Origin of the sequence: Listeria monocytogenes (assembly GCF_900187225.1) — a bacterium.
In the GTDB taxonomy this organism is placed as follows: Bacteria; Bacillota; Bacilli; order Lactobacillales; family Listeriaceae; genus Listeria; species Listeria monocytogenes.
Window position 1 is genome coordinate 758,324 of record NZ_LT906436.1, and the last position, 17,001, is coordinate 775,324.

Sequence of the window (17,001 nt, forward strand, 5' to 3'; positions counted from 1 at the left end):
TATGTATCAATCATTAAGTAACATAATAATAAACTTGCAAGCAAATAAGGATTTATTGTTACAGCAAGATAATGAAGTTGATAGAATTAAATCTATTTTACCGCTTGTGGTTGCTAGGAACAGTATTATTGAAACATTAGGTAGAAATCCAGTTTGGGGTATTTCATTAACTGATGATGTGAACAACTTAAAGATTGATAATCAACTAGTTACTGAAGTTATTCCGTTTGATTGGAACAACGAAACATTGTACCTATGCTACTTTAGTGGCCTGGAAAGTAGTAATAGTCCTAGTGAGATGGGAATAAGTTTTCAGTTAGTAAATATTTTTTCTTTGTCATAAAACCTATTATATGTAAAATAAAACATTTTTTATGTCAAATATATTTTACGTAATGTAAAGCAGATGCTATGATAAATTTACAAACAAAAGAAAAGGAGCATGTTTTATGGAAATGAACGCTAGTTTTATTGGGTTATATGCAATTACAGTCTATTATCTGTATGGGTATTTGGAAAAACGTGAACGGTTAGAGTGGTTGTTACTATTACCTGTTTTGATGGCACTTACTATAACAATTACAAATACAAACGCTTATTATGAGAACATAGTGACGAATCCCTTAGAACAAAATATTGTAAGCTTTATCGCAAGTTTTATAATTTTGGCAGTATGTCTCACTATTCCAGTTAGTATTGTACTATTTTTCAGAAAAAGAAAAGGTGAGGTACAATGAAAAATATTAAGATGAAAGTTGCTCGAGTGGAAAAGGATATTTCACAGGAAGAGCTCGCAAAACTTATTCATGTGTCTAGGCAAACGATTAGTTCAGTGGAAGCGGGAAATTATAATCCCACGCTGAATTTATGTATTGCTATTTGCAAGGCGTTAGGAAAAACGCTTGATGATTTATTTTGGGAGGAAGATGACAATGTTTAAGAATTTATTTAAAAAGCCGAAAATGAAGGATGAAATGCTTGAAATGAAGCAAAATCAATACGGCGCACGAGCTTTTAATATGATGATTATAATAGTAGCAATCGTTATACTTATCAAAGCAGTGGTATTAGAAGCGAGCATCAGTGAGCTTTGGGTTGAATTATTATTGCTCATCGTTGGTGGTGGCTATTATTTTTACTCAGTGCTGAAAAACAATGTTCCATTTATGCCAACAATTTCGCTGAAACAAACAATCAGATTGGTTTTCTTGATATCAGCGATTTTCGGTATAAGCGTTGGTATCCGCAATGTCTTTTTCCTTTACGCAGATAATATGTCGGGAACCGAATTGAGTTATCAAATGATGATGTTTTTCTTTATTAGCTTGTTTACTGCAATTGGGAGTGGTGTTATATTTGGTGCCTTAGCTTATTGCTTATACCAATTATCGAAATGGCAAGAAAAAAATATTATGAAAAAAATTGAAGTAGAAAATGCTGAAGATTAAAAATAAGAGAAGTCCTGAATAAGATGGAATTATTTTACTGCAACTGGAAATTGTTTGGATATTGCCAAGTGGTTTGACAATGCTGAACTTTATTCAATTTCACAAGTTTTAAAAGAAAATGCGGCTCGCTTTGAAGACGATTGTATTGGAATTATTTTTCCTTGTTATAATTTTACCGCATCTCGCATGGTTTGCGAGTTTATTGAGAGAATACAATTAGTTAGTCAATACATTTTTGTTATTGTCACTTATAGTAATACGGCGCTAATGTGCGCCTCTACCGAACTATATGAACACTTCCTTATGAGCAGCTACCATTTGGTGGGTGTTTTTTGGAAAATAAATCCATAACAGCTTTCTCCTTTCGTAACCACGGTTACAGACGAAATCACAAAAGCTATCTATACTAAAGTTAGATTTTAGATAAATTAGAGGAGATGGTCATAATGAGCGTTTTAAACATTGAAGGAGCAAAATTATCGTATCAGAAAGTCGGACAAGGTCCTATTCTTATTTTTATACCGGGAGCAAATGGAACTGGAGATATCTTTTTACCACTGGCAGAGCAATTGAAAACATCTTTTTCTGTTGTAATGGTAGATCGTCGTGGGTATGGGGACAGTGAGTTAACAGCAGCTATACCGGAGCGCGCTAGTCATGCATATGATGATTACCGAGTGACTAGAGATGCTGCTGATATTGCTGCACTCGCAAAAGCGTTAAGCGACGTGCCTGTTTATATTTTAGGGTCAAGCTCGGGTTCGATTGTTGCTATGCATGTCTTGAAAAATCATTCAGAAGTTGTTAAAAAAATCGCTTTTCACGAGCCGCCAATCAATACATTCTTACCAGATTCGGAAATGTGGCAAGAAGCGAATGAAAAGATTGTACAAACTGCCCTAACTAAAAATATGGCAGAAGCAATGCAACTTTTTGGCGAAACACTTCATATTGCCCCCATTGACGCAGAAAGCATGTCGAAACCAGCCGTAACAATAGACGAAGTGACAAAAGATTCAACCACGCAACAAATGAAATACTGGTTCACTTATGAAATCCGCCAATATACTAGCTCTAATATATCTTTAGACGATTTCAAACCATATGTTCATCAGATTACGTTACTTAATGGTACCGATTCAAAAGGCTCATTCCCACAAGATGTTAATGCCTTTATAGCCAAACAACTCGGATTAACTATCGTGGATATTCCAGGCGGTCATTTAGGTTATATTCAAAAACCAGCCGGATTCGCTAAAGTACTTTTATCAATCTGGGGATAGAAATAACAAATTCTGCTAAAGGTTAAATTTAGCAGAATTTTTTTGATGTAGTCGTAATTGCTATTTGGAAGAAAGTGGTCTATGCTTATCGTGAAAAGTAACTTTCATTTAAGAGGAGAAGCAAAATGAACATTCGAACTGAACTGCAAAATAGCCAATTATGCGAAGGTATAACAGAAGCTCAATTAACCGAACTGATGAACAAAATTACGGTTAAAGAGAAGCACTATAAAAATAATGAAATTTTATTTTATACAGATGAAGTAACGAAAGTATATATTTTAGTTAAAGGAAATGCGGCTATTGCTAAAAATACAAGTAGCGGTAAGCGAATTCTAGGTAAAAATGTCACAGAACCTGGGGAACTGGCTGGGGAGATTTATTATTTCTCGCATCGTAATCCATTTTGGGACTACGCGATCGTGCTTGAACCGACAACAGTACTAGAAATTAGCGGAATTGACCAAGGAACTCTTCAAACCTTAGATTTAGCTTTACAAAACCAACTATTAGTCAATTTATTAAAAAGTGTTACTAGAAAATTTGAATATATAGGTGAAAAGGTACGAATGGTTTCAGAAGACTCTGTTCGTGCAAAAATAAGCAATTATTTATTTGGCATCCAAGACGATGATGGCAGTATCGAATTAACAGAAACAAGAGAAGAAATTGCCGACTATCTTGATATTACAAGACCTTCACTTTCGAGAGAACTTGGCAGAATGCAAAAAGAAAATATTATTCGTATCGAAGGAAGTAGCGTTATTATTTTAGATGCGATTATATTTGATACTTTTATTGAGTAACTAGTAACCAGCGTTACATCTTTTCGTATGCGGTAATGGTAAGCTATTCGTATTAAAAGAATGAATACGGAGGAGATTACATGTTATTAACTAGAAACGAACCTTTTACCGCAGAAAAAATACAAGCAAAGGCAGACATCCTTGAGCTAGTTCAATTTGAACGATTTTGCCGCGATAATGCACTTTGGGACGCAATGGAAACCTGTTTTACAAAAGATTCAAACGTAAAAATTTCCTGGTTTCAAGGAACTGGGCATGGCTTTATTGAGGCATCAAAGAAAATGACCAACCCTGCGCCACATAAAATATACAATACCCAAGTTTGGATTAAGAACGACCGAGCTGTGGCGATAATGCAAGCCACTATCCAAACACGCACCATCATAAATGGAGTAGAAATGGAACTTAATTCTGACGCCAAATTAGTGACACGAGTAGAACGAATCGATGGCAAATGGTACATTAATGCATTTGAAGGAGTTTATGAGAAAGACTCATTGATGCCAGTGGTTCCAAGTAAAAATGCTGATGTTCCTGCTGAGTTGTTAGCTAATTTTAGAAAAAGCTATGCTTGCCTAGCACTTTCATTAACATTAAACGGCTATGAGATTGATAATAATCTTCCCGGCATTGATCGCCCGGAGCAAGTGACTCAATTTTTCAAAGAAGCTGATGAGTGGTTGCTCCAATAATTTAAAAAGGATAGCTAGTTTTTACTAGCTATCCTTTTTAAATGAAGGAGTCTCATTTTAAAATATGCTATACTTAGTGAAATATAAACCTCATGAAACGGTAGGTGGTTGTCAGTGAAAAAGAGTAAGACGGTTCAAATTCTATTAGTTTTTTCCGTTGTTGCGTTAATTTTGAGCATGGTTGGGGTGGTATCAATTTGGTATGGGCAGAAAAATCATCAAACGAATAATGCGAAAACCACCGCCAAAAAAGAGACTACAGTAACGAAAAAACAAGATACGTTTAAAATAACGGCGCTCGGTGATTCGCTTACATATGGCGTTGGCGATACAGAAGGCGGCGGGTATGTCCGAGTGGTGGAGAATTTCTACAAACAAAAAGAGAAAAATGTCGAGAATGTCAATCTTGCTATTAGCGGGGCGAAATCAGACCAGCTTCTCAAACAATTAGATCAAAAAGAAGTGCAAAACCAAATAAAATCAGCCGATGTTATTTTAATGACGATTGGCGGAAATGATTTGTTTCGCGGCGGGGAAGCGCTGGATGATTTTAAAAGCGATGCGATTAAACAAGCCGAAGCAAGTTATACGAGCAATCTAAAACAAATTTACCAAACGATACGGAATTTAAATCCATCCGCGCCAGTTTTTCATATTGGGCTGTATAATCCGTTTATGTCGTTAGAAAATGCAAGCGAAATGTCGGCAGTTGCGAATGAGTGGAACATGCAAAGTCAAAATCTATCTCAAAACGAGAAAAATATCATTTATGTTCCGACTTTTGATTTGTTTCAGCAAAATGGGGATGCATATTTAGCGACTGATAAATTCCATCCAAATCATGCCGGATATCAGTTTATCGGTAATCGGGTGACGGAGGTTATAGAGACGGGAGGAGGAGAAGGCAATGACGGAGCGAGCACTTCAAGTAACTAATCTGCATAAAAAAATTCGTAAACGAGAAATTATTAAAGGGATATCATTTGAAGTAATGCCCGGAGAAGTTTTTGGCTTTCTTGGACCGAATGGTGCTGGGAAAACGACGACGATTCGAATGATTGTCGGCTTAATCAAACCAACGTCTGGAACGATTTTAATTGGAGGCAAAGATATTCGCAAAAATTTCACCGAAGCGATGCGCGGTCTTGGTTCGATCGTGGAGAATCCGGAATTTTATACATTTTTAACAGGACAAGAAAATTTGGCGTATTTTGCCCGAATGGATTCTTCGATTAAAAAAGAACGTATTCAAGAAGTAACCGAACTAGTTGGGCTAGAAAAGCGGATAAATGACCGAGTTTCTACTTATTCACTTGGTATGCGCCAACGTTTAGGGATTGCTCAAGCTTTACTTTCGAATCCGAAATTATTAATTCTTGATGAACCAACAAACGGTCTCGATCCATCTGGAATTCACGAAATGCGCGACTTTATCCGTGCGCTGGCTAGAAATGAAGGTATAAGTGTGCTCGTGTCTTCTCATTTATTAAGTGAAATTGAACTTTTATGTGATCGGGTGGCGATTATGACGGACGGGACGATTATTAAAACCGACCAAGTTGCGCACCTGCTCAGTTCTCGTGCGCAATTACGCTGGCGGGTGACTCCAATAGAACAAGCCAAAGCCTTTTTGGAAAGTGTGACCGAAGTGGAAGTGGACGGGGAGTACCTAGTGACAGCTATGAATGAGGAAAGTGCAGAGTGGAACGAACAACTCGTTGCAAAAGGCATCAAAGTCCATGAAATCGACAAGCGAAAACCATCCCTTGAAGATCTATTCCTTGAGTTAACGGGAGGTCAGTCTATTGATTAATTTAGTGTATAATGAGCAATTAAAACTTTGGCGCAAAAAGCGACTCATCGTTATTTTAGCGTTGGTGGCAATTATCGTAGCGATTTTCACGTATGCGCAATTCAGACAGCATCAAGAAGATGAAAAGCAAGCTGGGACAAGCGATTGGCATGTACAGACTCAGCAACAAATCGTCGACCTTGAAAATCGACTTGGCACAGGGCGGCTTCCCGAAGAATATCAAAAATATTTTAAAGTGCTTGTCGGGCAACTACAATATTATTTAGATCATGACATCAACCCAAATGCACCCGGAGCACCAACTTTCCTAAAAACGTTTGTTGAAAATGGTATTAGTTTATTGTTTCCACTTTTTATCATGGTTATAGCAGCCGATTTAATCAGTGCTGAAACAAGTGCGGGAACGATGAAGTTCTTGCTGACAAGACCTGTGAAGCGATGGCGGATTTTGACGAGTAAATATGTTTCAATGTTGCTTTCGATTTCCGCGATTATGGTGTTGTCTGCCGTTATTGCCTATCTGATTTCTGGGATTGTCTTTGGCTACGGTGGCTGGGACGCGCCAGTTCTCACCGGGTTTGGCATGAAAGATGGCGCTGTAACAACAACAGACGTTTACCAACTGCCGGTTTGGCAATTACTGCTCATGGAATTTGGCCTCGCGTGGTTTGTCAGTGTCGTGGTCGGCGTGTTAACGATGTTTGTATCCGTACTTGTCCGCTCCACAGCCGCCGTAATGGGAATTATGCTCGCCTCACTTATTACCGGAACAATTTTAACCAACCTCGTCAGCTCCTGGCCAAGCGCGAAATATTTATTTATGGTCAATTTACAACTAACGAATTATTTAAACGGCTCCAGCCCACCAGTTGAAGGAATGACATTAAGTTTCTCAATGCTCGTCTTAACCGCGTGGATGCTAGTAGCGTTTATCTTATCCTATTTTATTTTCACGAAACGAGATGTGTATTAAAGAGCGCTGATTGGCGCTCTTTTTTGCGTTCATTAAAAGTTACTTACTTTTTGTGAGCATAAAACTTTTCTTTTTGATAGTTTAGTTATAAACTATAGTTAGTAATCAAGAAGGAGGTACAAACAAATGATTAAAGGAATCCATCATGTATCCGCGCTAACGAAATCATTCAACGAAAATCATCGTTTTTATTCAGAAATATTAGGGCTACGGCTCGTGAAAAATACAGTCAACCAAGACAATATCCATATGCGCCACTTATTTTATGGTGATTACATCGGTTCCCCTGGGACTTTACTGACATTTTTCGAAGTGCCGCGCATCGGCTCAAGCTACGACGAACGCGCCTTTTTCGGCAAAATGACCCTAGGCATACCAACAGACACAAGTTCTTACTGGGAAAAAAGGCTAAACGATTTTGCAATTTCTTTTCAAAAAGACGGACAGACTTTAACCTTACAAGATCCCGATACAATGGGCATCATCCTAACGGAAATACCAGCTACTAATTCTAACCCAACCATCCACACCAATATTCCGGCCGAAAAACAACTTGTTCGGATTATCGGCGCTGATTATCACGTGCCAGATCCGGCCGCGACCAGCCGGTTTTTCACGAATCTTTTTGAGTTAGAAAGTCAGGATGGGGTATTAGTAGATAAGAGTGAGATGAGTTTTGCGAAACTGCATGCGACCACATCAGACAAAAAATCCCGCACAGGCCGCGGAACCATTGATCATATTGCTTATACTTTAGAAACGGAAGAAGCCGTCGATGAACTGCACGATTTAGCCGTTCGAAACGATTTAAAAATAGAAGAATTTGTTGACCGTGAGTATTTTAAAAGTTTATATATTCGTGAGCCAGGTGGCCTGAGAATTGAATTCGCAAGTGCTGGCCCCGGTTTTACTATCGACGAACCGCTCGAAACAATGGGCGAAAGACTAGCCTTACCAAGCTTTTTAGAAGAAAAAAGAACAGAAATTGAAACTTATTTTGGAGGAGATTTATGATGATTAAAGATTTAAAAGGAATTCACCACGTAACTGCAATGACAAGTAGCGCCGAGAAAAATTACGCGTTTTTCACAGAAGTTTTAGGAATGCGTTTAGTGAAAAAAACCGTCAACCAAGACGATATTCATACGTATCATTTATTTTTCGCCGATGACAAGGGTTCAGCGGGAACGGATATGACATTTTTTGACTTTCCAAATTTACCAAAAGGTCGTCACGGCACAGATAGTATTTCTCGCGTAGCTTTCCGAGTACCTAGTGATGCGGCGCTTGAATACTGGCTTGACCGCTTTGAACAATTAGAAGTTCCGCATAGTGATATCAAAACTCTATTTGGCAAAAAATATCTCACATTCCAAGATTTTGATGACCAACAATTACAACTGATTTCTGATGAAAATAACGAAGGAGTTGCACCGGGAACTCCTTGGAAAAACGGACCAGTTCCAGAAAAATATGCGATTTATGGTTTAGGGCCAGTCTTTTTAACCGTTGTTTCTTTGAAAAATATGGATGCGATCTTGCAAACAATTTTTGGTTTTAGAAAAGTGACAGAAGAAGACGGACTTCATTTATATGAAGTAGGCGAAGGTGGTAATGGGGCGCAAGTGATTGTCGAAGAACGTACCGATATCCCAGCTGCAATGCAAGGCTACGGCGGTGTTCACCATGTAGCTTTCCGAGTAGAAGACCACGAAGAATTGCAAAAATGGATTGATCGCATGAATACAATCGAAGCGCCCAACTCTGGTTACGTAAATCGTTTCTATTTTGAATCGTTATATGTACCGGTTTCAGAACGAATCTTGTTTGAATTTGCAACAGATGGTCCGGGCTTCGCAAGTGATGAACCATACGAAACACTTGGTGAAAAATTAGCCCTGCCACCATTTTTAGAACCAAAACGTGCAGAAATCGAAAAAATGGTACGTCCGATTAATACGAAACGGAGCTGATAAACGATGGAACACATTTATATTCCCGGAAAAAATAAGGATTTAGCTCCATTATTACTACTTCACGGGACAGGCGGCGATGAAAAGTCGCTTGTCGAAGTAGCAGAATTTATCGCGGGTGATGCGGCTGTTTTATCGTTACGCGGTGATATTAAAGAAGGCGGAGCAAATCGGTTTTTCAAAAGATTTCATGATGGCAGTTTAGATTTAGAAGACTTGGAAAGTAAAACCTCGGAATTAATCACTACAACGCGCGAACTTGCTAAAAAATATCAACTAGATTTTGAGCGAATCATTGCAGTAGGGTATTCAAATGGTGCCAATATTGCGGCCAATGCACTTCTTCAAGCGGAGAATAGCTTTCATAAAGCGATTTTATTTCATGCAATGCCAGCTGGAAACAAACAACCCGAATTTTCGATTAGCCATCGTAGTGTATTTCTGTCCGCTGGTTTAAATGACCCGCTTATTACAGCGAAAGCTTCCGAAGAATTAGTTGAAATCCTCAAACAACGTGGAGCGAACGTGGAAACGGTTTGGACAGCAGCTGGGCATTCACTGACTATGGAAGAAATAGAAGAAGCGAAAAAATGGTATCAAAACAACCAGAAATGAGGGAAGTAGATGACTATTTTTAAAAGTGCTGATTTATCCCAAAAAGAAAACTACAAATTTTTAACTGGAAGCATTATTCCGCGACCAATTGCTTTTGTAACGACGCTTGCTGAAGACGGGGTGACGGTTAACGCCGCCCCGTTCAGTTTTTTTAATGTTGTTTCAAGCGATCCAGCGATAGTTTCGATAGCTGTTCAACGTGCGGATGGCGAGCAAAAAGATACAACTAGAAATGCGGCTTTTACGAAAGAATTAAATATTCATATTGTTAGCGAGTCTTTTGTGGAAGAAATGAATAAAACCGCTGCTCGACTTGCACCTGATGTGAGTGAAATCGAAAAAACAAGCTTGCATTTAGAGCAAGTTCCTGGAATGAAAACTCCAAAAATTTCCGAAGCAAACATCGTGCTTACGTCCAAACTAGAGCAAATCATTCCCATTAAGAATGACGCTGGTGAGGTTGTTTCTGATTTAATTCTTGCACGTATTTTGACATATGATTTTGCAGATGAGGTGTTTGATTCTGAGCATCATTATATTTTGCCAGAAAAACTTGCACCAGTTGCCAGACTCGCTGGAAATGACTATACAAAACTTAGCGATATTTTCCGGATTGAAAGGCCGAATTAACGAGAAATAGTTGCGAAACAAAAACGACCATGTTAAACTAGGAGCAACTTAAATGAACGGAGGGTTGCCCATCATGCGTTATATTAGACTACGTTTCCCCAAAAATCTATGCAACTAATTTAATAGTGCGGGAATATCCATGCTTATTTAGTGTGGGTAACGGGATTGGTCTTGCGTGCATGTTTGGCACCCAAAATAAATATGGGTAGAATGAAGAAGAAATACCCTTCATTTGAAAGCAAGCTAGTATCTTTGGATGCTATTTTTGTGTTTTCATCTACTCAAAAACCCTGACCGCGCTGAATCTATTTCAGGAGGTCCTTTTTTATGGAGAAAAAAGTATTAATCGTTGGTATAAGCCAAAAACAAAAAGATTTTGATTATTCAATGGAAGAATTAGCCAATTTAGCGGCTGCAAATAATATGGAAGTGGTGGGCGAAATACGGCAAAATATCGACCGTGAAAATCGCGCCACGTATGTTGGAAAAGGAAAAGTGGATGAGATCAAAGGGCTGGCAGAAATGCAGGACGCTCGCTTGATTATTTTTAACGATGAGCTTTCGCCGTCGCAAATTAGAAACCTAGAAGAAGCATTGGAACTAGACGTAATGGATAGAACAGGATTGATTTTGGCTATTTTTGCGAACAGAGCAAAAACAAAAGAAGCTCAACTTCAAGTCCAAATTGCCAAATTACAATATGAACTTCCGCGTATTTTTGGACAAGGCGAGGATATGGACCAACAAAGTGGAAAAGGCGGCCTTAGCAACCGTGGTTCAGGTGAAAAGAAAATCGAAACCGACCGTCGTACCATCAAACATCAAATCCGCCATTTACAAAAAGAGTTGGACATGCTCGTTGATGACCGCGAAGTACGTCGTCGCAAACGAAAGAAAAATGAAATTCCTGTGGTATCGCTCGTGGGTTATACGAACGCTGGAAAATCAACAACGATGAATGGTTTAGTACGGGCATATAGCGAAACGGCAGACAAACAAGTTTTTGAGAAAGACATGCTCTTTGCTACGCTTGAAACGAGTGTGCGCGAAATTGTTTTGCCAGATAACAAGCAATTTTTACTCACAGATACGGTTGGTTTTGTTAGTAAACTTCCGCATCAATTAGTGAAAGCCTTCCGTTCCACGCTAGAAGAAGCGCGTGATGCAGATTTACTCATTCACGTGGTAGATTATTCTGATCCGCATTATAAAACAATGATGAAAACCACGGAAGAAACATTGAAAGTAGTTGGGGTGGAAGATGTTCCAGTCATTTATGCGTACAATAAAGCAGATCTTTTAGAAGACGAAATGTATCCTAAACAAACGGGAAATACGATTATCTTTTCAGCGCGAGAAGAAGAAAGCTTAGAATTTCTAACAGAAGTGATTCGTAAAGAATTATTTGCCAGTTATGAAAAAGCAACCTTCTTAATTCCGTTTGAAGCGGGGCAAGTTGTCGCTTATTTAAATGAGCATGCCGATATTTTAGAGACCGAATACTTGGAAAATGGCACGCAGATTGTGGCGGAAGTGAGTCCGGCTGACTTACAAAAACTAGCAGAATATCAAGTAGCTGAGTAAAGCGAGTTCCCTCTTAATTTGCTATAATGAAACATACAGCAAATTTAGTGAGGAGATTTCTATCTATGAAAAAAACTGGATGGGGTATACTTGGTGCGGTTGCTGCTTTTACAGGCTATGCTTACTGGTCAACAAAACATTTAACCGTAACAAATTATGAAATAGTATCAGATAAAATTCCAGCAGAATGGGACGGCGCAACTTTTATACAGCTGTCCGATCTGCATAGTGCAAGTTTTGGTTTATATAATAATCCTTTGCTCAGTATCGTGAATGAGCTGGCTCCGAATGCCGTTTTTCTAACAGGAGATATGATTGATGGAGATGAGTCGCCATATGTAGCGATGGCAGTTGTGCGCAAATTGGCTAAAGAATTCCCGGTTTTTTATGTGAGCGGAAATCATGAAGGTCGAAGCGCATTTTATGAAGATTTTAAAGCAGACATGGAAAAGCATCATGTCGCTGTCCTTGAAAATGAACGCTATTTTCTAAAAAAAGATGGTGCAGCGATTATGGTAGCCGGCGTCCAGGATCCTCGTTTCGTAAAAGAAAATTGGGCTGAAAAAGAACTACCAAAAGAAGAATGGGAAGAAGCAGCATTAAAAGAAGCTTTAGACGATGCGACAGCTAATTTATCACCGGATTACTTTACGATATTACTGGCGCATCGTCCGGAGTTTTGGCCACTATACCAAGCGTACCCAATTGACTTAGTATTATCTGGACATGCGCACGGCGGCCAATTTAGGCTTCCGCTAACAGAAGGCCTTTTCGCACCGGGACAAGGTTTCATGCCAAAATGGACAGCTGGCATTCACCGGGCTGGAGGGAAAGCACTTGTTGTTAGCCGCGGTTTAGGAAATGTAACGAAACTTCCGCGCTTATTTAATGATCCGGAAGTCATTCGAATTACGCTTAAAGCAAAAGGGGATGCTTAAAAAAAGTGATTTATTTAGATAACGAAGATGTACTTGATCAAGCGTACAACTTTGCAATGGAAGAATATGCGCTGCGTTCTTTAGATGAAAATGAAACGTATTTTATGTTTTACCGTATGAAGCCAACGATTATTGTCGGTAAAAATCAAAACACGCTGGAAGAAATTAACCATCCTTTTGTAAAAGACCATCATATCGACGTTCTCCGCCGTTTATCTGGTGGGGGAGCTGTCTATAACGACGAAGGCAATATTAGCTTTAGCATGATCACAAAAGATGATGGAAATAGTTTTCAAAATTTCGCGAAGTTCACAGAACCAGTTATTCGAGCGCTCCGCAAGCTTGGTGTAAATGCTGAACTGAGTGGTCGAAATGATATTGAAGTGAATGGCAAAAAAATAAGTGGAAATGCACAATTTGCAACAAAAGGTCGACTTTATAGCCATGGAACTTTACTTTTCGATGTCGATTTATCCATGCTCGAAAAAGCCTTACAAGTGGATCCAGAGAAATACTTGTCCAAAGGTGTTAAATCTGTACGTAGTCGTGTAACTACAATTCGCGAGCATTTAGCAGAAGATATCGATATTCTGACCTTTAAACAAATTCTACTGGAATCCATTTTTGAAACGAAAGATATCCCACGTTATACTTTTACGGAAGCAGATAAACAAGGAATTGAAAAATTACGCACGGAGCGTTATCGGAATTGGAACTGGACATACGGTAAATCACCAAAAGCTACCATAAAACGCAAAAAAAGATTTCCAGCCGGAACCATTGAATTCCAAGTTTCACTAGAAAAAGGTCAAGTAAAAGAAGCGACCATTTATGGAGATTTTTTTGGTACAGAGGATGTTGCTGAATTAGCTGAGAAAATAATCGGATGCCGTTTTGAACGTAAATCTATTCAAAATGCTTGGCAAGAAATAAATGCGAAAGACTATTTTGGTGGAATTGAAAAAGAAGCGATTTTAGATATGTTATTTGAATAAAGTTTAAAACTCTGAGATATAGATTCTCAGAGTTTTTTTAATGCCTAAAGAAAGCGATTTCAATTTTATGTTGACAGAGATTAAATATATATAGTATTATTTAAATATGATAAATGACAATTAAATATAATTAATCAAAAAGGAGTGAAACATTTGGTTATTGCAAACCGAGATTTTATACAAATAAGTACGGAAAAAATAAAAAAAGAAATAAATAATCAAAAATTAGTTGAAATGTATAAAAGGTGTATGGAAAACACATTAGACAGCACCATAAAAATTCGAGACAGTGGACTCACATTTATTTTAACAGGTGATATTCCAGCAATGTGGCTACGTGATTCAGTATGTCAAGTACGACCTTTTCTAATTTTTGCTAAAGAAAATGAAGAAATTGAGTCGATGTTGATTGGCCTTAGCAAAGAACAAGTGAGTTTAGTTGAAATTGATCCTTATGCTAACGCTTTTAATGAAACACCAAATGGAGCTGGACATCAAGCTGATAAAACAGAAATGCATCCACAAGTATGGGAACGAAAATATGAAATTGATTCATTATGTTATCCGATCCAATTAGCTTATCTTATTTGGAAAATTACTGGAAGAACAGAACAATTTGATGCAGCATTTTTCAAGATGTTACAAACGATTTTTGCTTTATGGGAAGTAGAACAACATCATGAAACAAAATCGCCGTATCGTTTTGAACGGATGGACTGTGTTCCTTCTGATACCTTAAAAAGAGACGGACTAGGAACAGAAACAGCATACACAGGAATGCTTTGGTCAGGATTTAGACCAAGTGATGATGCTTGTGAATATGGGTACCTTATTCCATCTAATATGTTTGCAGTAGTAGTTTTAGGTTACGCAAAAGAAATTATAGAAGCTTTTTATCCAAGTGAGATAGAAACGATCAAACAAGCTGCTACCTTACAAAATGATATCCAATTAGGAATTGAAAAATTTGGTACATATAATCATCCTACATTTGGTGAAATATTTGCATTTGAAGTAGATGGTCTTGGAAATCAATTATTGATGGATGATGCAAATGTTCCAAGTCTACTCTCTATGCCAATCATCGAATATCTTGAAAAGGAATCTCCCATTTATCAGAATACGCGGAAGTTTATTTTAAGTAAGTCAAATCCGTATTATTTTGAAGGTAAACTGGCAAAAGGAATTGGTAGTCCGCATACACCAGCAGGATATATTTGGCCAATTGGACTGGCAATTCAAGGATTGACTGCAAGTGATAAATCAGAAAAACTGGAGATTTTGCAAATGTTGTTAAGAACGGATGCCGGAACTGGATTAATGCATGAATCGTTTCATCCAGATTACCCGGAAGACTTTACGCGCGAATGGTTTTCTTGGGCTAATATGATGTTTTGTGAATTAGTACTTGATGTAGCTGGGTTTCGAATGGCAAATGTTTTGAAGAACTAACGAAGGAGGCTTATTGATGGCAACAATTAGAAATAAATCTGCCCAAATACACCAACAACGAATGGCTTACCTTTTTATTGCACTTCCAGTTTTATTACTAGCGATTTTTATGATTTTACCAATTGGAATGGCACTATTTGTCAGTTTTACAGATTATGATATTGTTAATTCTCCCAATTGGATTGGCTTTGACAATTACATAAAAATGTTTAGAGATCCTTATTTTCTCATTTCATTAAAGAATACTATTATATACACCGCTCTGTTTGTACCACTTGGTCTTGTAGCATCACTTGGGGCTGCTATCTTGATTAATATGAATAAAAAAGGAGCAGGTTTATTTAGGACATTTTTTTATGTGCCGGTATTATGCTCTACGGTAGCAACTGCGACAATATGGTATTGGTTGCTTAATCCTCAGTATGGTTTGATTAATCGTGTTTTAGGATGGTTTGGAATTAATGGCCCAGCATGGCTCTATGATTCGAACTGGGCAATGTTTGCGATTGTGATGATGAGTGTTTGGATGACATTTGGAACAAATATGATGATTTTTCTTGCCGGTCTTCAGGGTATCCCGGCTAACTTATATGAAGCTTCTAAAATAGAAGGAGCTTCAAGATGGAAGACATTTCGTTATGTCACTTGGCCATCCCTTTCACGGACCACTTTCCTCGTAACAACAATGCTAATTATCAATGCTTTTCAGGTATTTGATCAAGCATATGTTTTAACAAAAGGCGGTCCAGGAAACTCAACTATTACGCTTGTCTACTACATTTACAATGAAGGATTCGGAGGATTAAAAATGGGCTATGCTTCCGCAATTTCTTTTGTGTTATTTTTAATCATACTAGTATTTTCGATTATCAATATGCGTGTAAATAAAGAAGATAGGACAGCTTAAGGAGGGTTGATATGAATACCATAAAATTAAAAAAAGGGAGCAAGTCGTTCATTTGGTATATTGCTGTACTTCTAATTAGTTTAGTGACTGTTTTTCCACTTATTTGGACAGTGTCTACTTCCTTTAAACCAACAAGTGAAATTTTAAGTAATAGTATGAATTTAATTCCTAAAATGTTTACTTGGGATAATTACAAAGATGTTTTTAGTACAACCCCATTTGCCCGCTACCTAGTCAACTCTTTAATACTTGCAGTTGGTGGTGTGCTCACTAATTTATTCTTCGGGTCATTAGCAGGTTATGCTTTTGCTAAGCTACCTTTTAAAGGGAAAAAAGGTCTTTTTATGACATTTTTAGGAAGCATGATGATTCCAGCAGTAGTAACAATGATTCCATCTTTCTTAGTATTAAAGAATTTTCCATTGATGGGTGGAAATGATATTACTGGTCATGGTGGTATGGGTTTTATTAATACTTACTGGGCAATTTTGATTCCAGGAGCCGCTGGGGCATTTTCGATCTTTTTCATGAAACAGTTTTTTGAAACGTTACCAGATGAACTTTCTGAAGCTGCAAGAATAGATGGTTGTTCGGAGTTTAAAATCTTTTGGAAAATCTATATGCCGCTTGCTAAAACTGCATTAGCTACTCTTGGAATAATGACATTCCAGGCTGGCTGGAACCAGTTCATGTGGCCATTAATTGTTCTTAATTCACAAAAAATGATGACAGTTCAAGTAGGACTTGCTTCTTTTCAATATAATGAGAGCGCCAATTATGGGGCTTTAATGGCTGGGACAATTGTTTCTACCATTCCAGTATTATTTGTATTTATTTTTGCACAAAAATATTTTGTAGAAGGTATCGCGCATAATGGCGGTAAATAAACCAA

General features: G+C 37.9%; 21 protein-coding genes. All 21 read left to right on the forward strand.

The features are described from left to right. The first annotated feature begins 1 nt into the window (after position 1). The 21 genes from CKV70_RS03835 (at position 2) to CKV70_RS03935 (ending at position 16,996) form a co-directional block, all read left to right on the forward strand. Positions 2–343 carry a hypothetical protein gene (locus CKV70_RS03835; protein ID WP_003732909.1) on the forward strand — a complete coding sequence of 114 codons (342 nt, stop codon included), beginning with the start codon at positions 2–4 and terminating at the stop codon, positions 341–343. A gap of 106 nt (positions 344–449) precedes the next feature. Next, positions 450–737 carry a hypothetical protein gene (locus CKV70_RS03840; RefSeq protein WP_003733768.1) on the forward strand — a complete coding sequence of 96 codons (288 nt, stop codon included), beginning with the start codon at positions 450–452 and terminating at the stop codon, positions 735–737. Beyond that, complete coding sequence (locus tag CKV70_RS03845) at positions 734–940, forward strand: helix-turn-helix transcriptional regulator (RefSeq protein ID WP_003721866.1); 207 nt, start codon at positions 734–736, stop codon at positions 938–940. Before CKV70_RS03840 ends, CKV70_RS03845 begins: the two co-directional genes overlap by 4 nt. Then, complete coding sequence (locus CKV70_RS03850) at positions 933–1,448, forward strand: DUF6773 family protein (RefSeq protein WP_003721867.1); 516 nt, start codon at positions 933–935, stop codon at positions 1,446–1,448. Before CKV70_RS03845 ends, CKV70_RS03850 begins: the two co-directional genes overlap by 8 nt. Positions 1,449–1,502: 54 nt before the next feature. After that, positions 1,503–1,799, forward strand: a complete 297-nt coding sequence (locus CKV70_RS03855) for a hypothetical protein (protein ID WP_014600618.1) — start codon at positions 1,503–1,505, stop codon at positions 1,797–1,799. A gap of 95 nt (positions 1,800–1,894) precedes the next feature. Continuing rightward, the gene (locus CKV70_RS03860; protein ID WP_014600619.1) at positions 1,895–2,731 is read left to right on the forward strand and encodes an alpha/beta fold hydrolase; all 837 of its coding nucleotides are present in this window, start codon (positions 1,895–1,897) and stop codon (positions 2,729–2,731) included. A gap of 125 nt (positions 2,732–2,856) precedes the next feature. Beyond that, positions 2,857–3,537, forward strand: coding sequence for a Crp/Fnr family transcriptional regulator (locus CKV70_RS03865; protein ID WP_003721870.1), 681 nt, complete (start codon positions 2,857–2,859; stop codon positions 3,535–3,537). 80 nt (positions 3,538–3,617) lie between these two features. After that, entirely contained in the window at positions 3,618–4,229 is a 612-nt protein-coding gene (locus CKV70_RS03870; protein WP_003721871.1) for a nuclear transport factor 2 family protein, read from the forward strand. A 114-nt stretch (positions 4,230–4,343) separates the two neighbouring features. Further along, positions 4,344–5,165, forward strand: a complete 822-nt coding sequence (locus CKV70_RS03875) for an SGNH/GDSL hydrolase family protein (RefSeq protein WP_014600620.1) — start codon at positions 4,344–4,346, stop codon at positions 5,163–5,165. Continuing rightward, entirely contained in the window at positions 5,137–6,042 is a 906-nt protein-coding gene (locus CKV70_RS03880; RefSeq protein ID WP_010989559.1) for an ABC transporter ATP-binding protein, read from the forward strand. Before CKV70_RS03875 ends, CKV70_RS03880 begins: the two co-directional genes overlap by 29 nt. Beyond that, entirely contained in the window at positions 6,035–7,015 is a 981-nt protein-coding gene (locus CKV70_RS03885; RefSeq protein ID WP_010989560.1) for an ABC transporter permease, read from the forward strand. The genes CKV70_RS03880 and CKV70_RS03885 overlap by 8 nt, the downstream gene beginning before the upstream one ends. Positions 7,016–7,141: 126 nt before the next feature. Further along, positions 7,142–8,029, forward strand: coding sequence for a VOC family protein (locus tag CKV70_RS03890; RefSeq protein ID WP_014600621.1), 888 nt, complete (start codon positions 7,142–7,144; stop codon positions 8,027–8,029). Next, on the forward strand, positions 8,029–8,988 hold the full coding sequence (locus tag CKV70_RS03895) for a ring-cleaving dioxygenase (RefSeq protein ID WP_003721876.1): 960 nt from the start codon (positions 8,029–8,031) through the stop codon (positions 8,986–8,988). The genes CKV70_RS03890 and CKV70_RS03895 overlap by 1 nt, the downstream gene beginning before the upstream one ends. Positions 8,989–8,994: 6 nt before the next feature. After that, the gene (locus CKV70_RS03900; RefSeq protein WP_014600622.1) at positions 8,995–9,603 is read left to right on the forward strand and encodes an alpha/beta hydrolase; all 609 of its coding nucleotides are present in this window, start codon (positions 8,995–8,997) and stop codon (positions 9,601–9,603) included. A gap of 9 nt (positions 9,604–9,612) precedes the next feature. Beyond that, entirely contained in the window at positions 9,613–10,233 is a 621-nt protein-coding gene (locus tag CKV70_RS03905) for a flavin reductase family protein (protein WP_014600623.1), read from the forward strand. A gap of 327 nt (positions 10,234–10,560) precedes the next feature. Further along, positions 10,561–11,817, forward strand: coding sequence for a GTPase HflX (hflX, locus tag CKV70_RS03910; protein ID WP_003721879.1), 1,257 nt, complete (start codon positions 10,561–10,563; stop codon positions 11,815–11,817). Between the two features lie 65 nt (positions 11,818–11,882). Next, positions 11,883–12,755: a metallophosphoesterase gene (locus tag CKV70_RS03915; RefSeq protein ID WP_014600624.1), complete on the forward strand. Its 873-nt coding sequence runs from the start codon at positions 11,883–11,885 to the stop codon at positions 12,753–12,755. A gap of 5 nt (positions 12,756–12,760) precedes the next feature. Then, positions 12,761–13,750: a lipoate protein ligase LplA2 gene (gene lplA2 / locus CKV70_RS03920; RefSeq protein ID WP_014600625.1), complete on the forward strand. Its 990-nt coding sequence runs from the start codon at positions 12,761–12,763 to the stop codon at positions 13,748–13,750. Between the two features lie 153 nt (positions 13,751–13,903). After that, entirely contained in the window at positions 13,904–15,202 is a 1,299-nt protein-coding gene (locus tag CKV70_RS03925) for a glycoside hydrolase family 125 protein (RefSeq protein WP_014600626.1), read from the forward strand. Between the two features lie 16 nt (positions 15,203–15,218). Next, positions 15,219–16,109 carry a carbohydrate ABC transporter permease gene (locus CKV70_RS03930; protein ID WP_003721883.1) on the forward strand — a complete coding sequence of 297 codons (891 nt, stop codon included), beginning with the start codon at positions 15,219–15,221 and terminating at the stop codon, positions 16,107–16,109. A gap of 11 nt (positions 16,110–16,120) precedes the next feature. Next, positions 16,121–16,996 carry a carbohydrate ABC transporter permease gene (locus CKV70_RS03935; RefSeq protein ID WP_003721884.1) on the forward strand — a complete coding sequence of 292 codons (876 nt, stop codon included), beginning with the start codon at positions 16,121–16,123 and terminating at the stop codon, positions 16,994–16,996. The last annotated feature ends 5 nt before the right edge of the window (positions 16,997–17,001 follow it).

Coding starts and splice junctions, on each gene's coding strand:
- CKV70_RS03890 (WP_014600621.1), top strand. CDS start 7,142: ATGATTAAAGGAATCCATCATGTATCCGCGCTAACGAAATCATTCAAC.
- CKV70_RS03845 (WP_003721866.1), top strand. CDS start 734: ATGAAAAATATTAAGATGAAAGTTGCTCGAGTGGAAAAGGATATTTCA.
- CKV70_RS03865 (WP_003721870.1), top strand. CDS start 2,857: ATGAACATTCGAACTGAACTGCAAAATAGCCAATTATGCGAAGGTATA.
- CKV70_RS03905 (WP_014600623.1), top strand. CDS start 9,613: ATGACTATTTTTAAAAGTGCTGATTTATCCCAAAAAGAAAACTACAAA.
- CKV70_RS03895 (WP_003721876.1), top strand. CDS start 8,029: ATGATTAAAGATTTAAAAGGAATTCACCACGTAACTGCAATGACAAGT.
- CKV70_RS03850 (WP_003721867.1), top strand. CDS start 933: ATGTTTAAGAATTTATTTAAAAAGCCGAAAATGAAGGATGAAATGCTT.
- CKV70_RS03840 (WP_003733768.1), top strand. CDS start 450: ATGGAAATGAACGCTAGTTTTATTGGGTTATATGCAATTACAGTCTAT.
- CKV70_RS03870 (WP_003721871.1), top strand. CDS start 3,618: ATGTTATTAACTAGAAACGAACCTTTTACCGCAGAAAAAATACAAGCA.
- CKV70_RS03915 (WP_014600624.1), top strand. CDS start 11,883: ATGAAAAAAACTGGATGGGGTATACTTGGTGCGGTTGCTGCTTTTACA.
- CKV70_RS03835 (WP_003732909.1), top strand. CDS start 2: ATGTATCAATCATTAAGTAACATAATAATAAACTTGCAAGCAAATAAG.
- CKV70_RS03900 (WP_014600622.1), top strand. CDS start 8,995: ATGGAACACATTTATATTCCCGGAAAAAATAAGGATTTAGCTCCATTA.
- CKV70_RS03880 (WP_010989559.1), top strand. CDS start 5,137: ATGACGGAGCGAGCACTTCAAGTAACTAATCTGCATAAAAAAATTCGT.
- CKV70_RS03935 (WP_003721884.1), top strand. CDS start 16,121: ATGAATACCATAAAATTAAAAAAAGGGAGCAAGTCGTTCATTTGGTAT.
- CKV70_RS03930 (WP_003721883.1), top strand. CDS start 15,219: ATGGCAACAATTAGAAATAAATCTGCCCAAATACACCAACAACGAATG.
- hflX (WP_003721879.1), top strand. CDS start 10,561: ATGGAGAAAAAAGTATTAATCGTTGGTATAAGCCAAAAACAAAAAGAT.
- CKV70_RS03860 (WP_014600619.1), top strand. CDS start 1,895: ATGAGCGTTTTAAACATTGAAGGAGCAAAATTATCGTATCAGAAAGTC.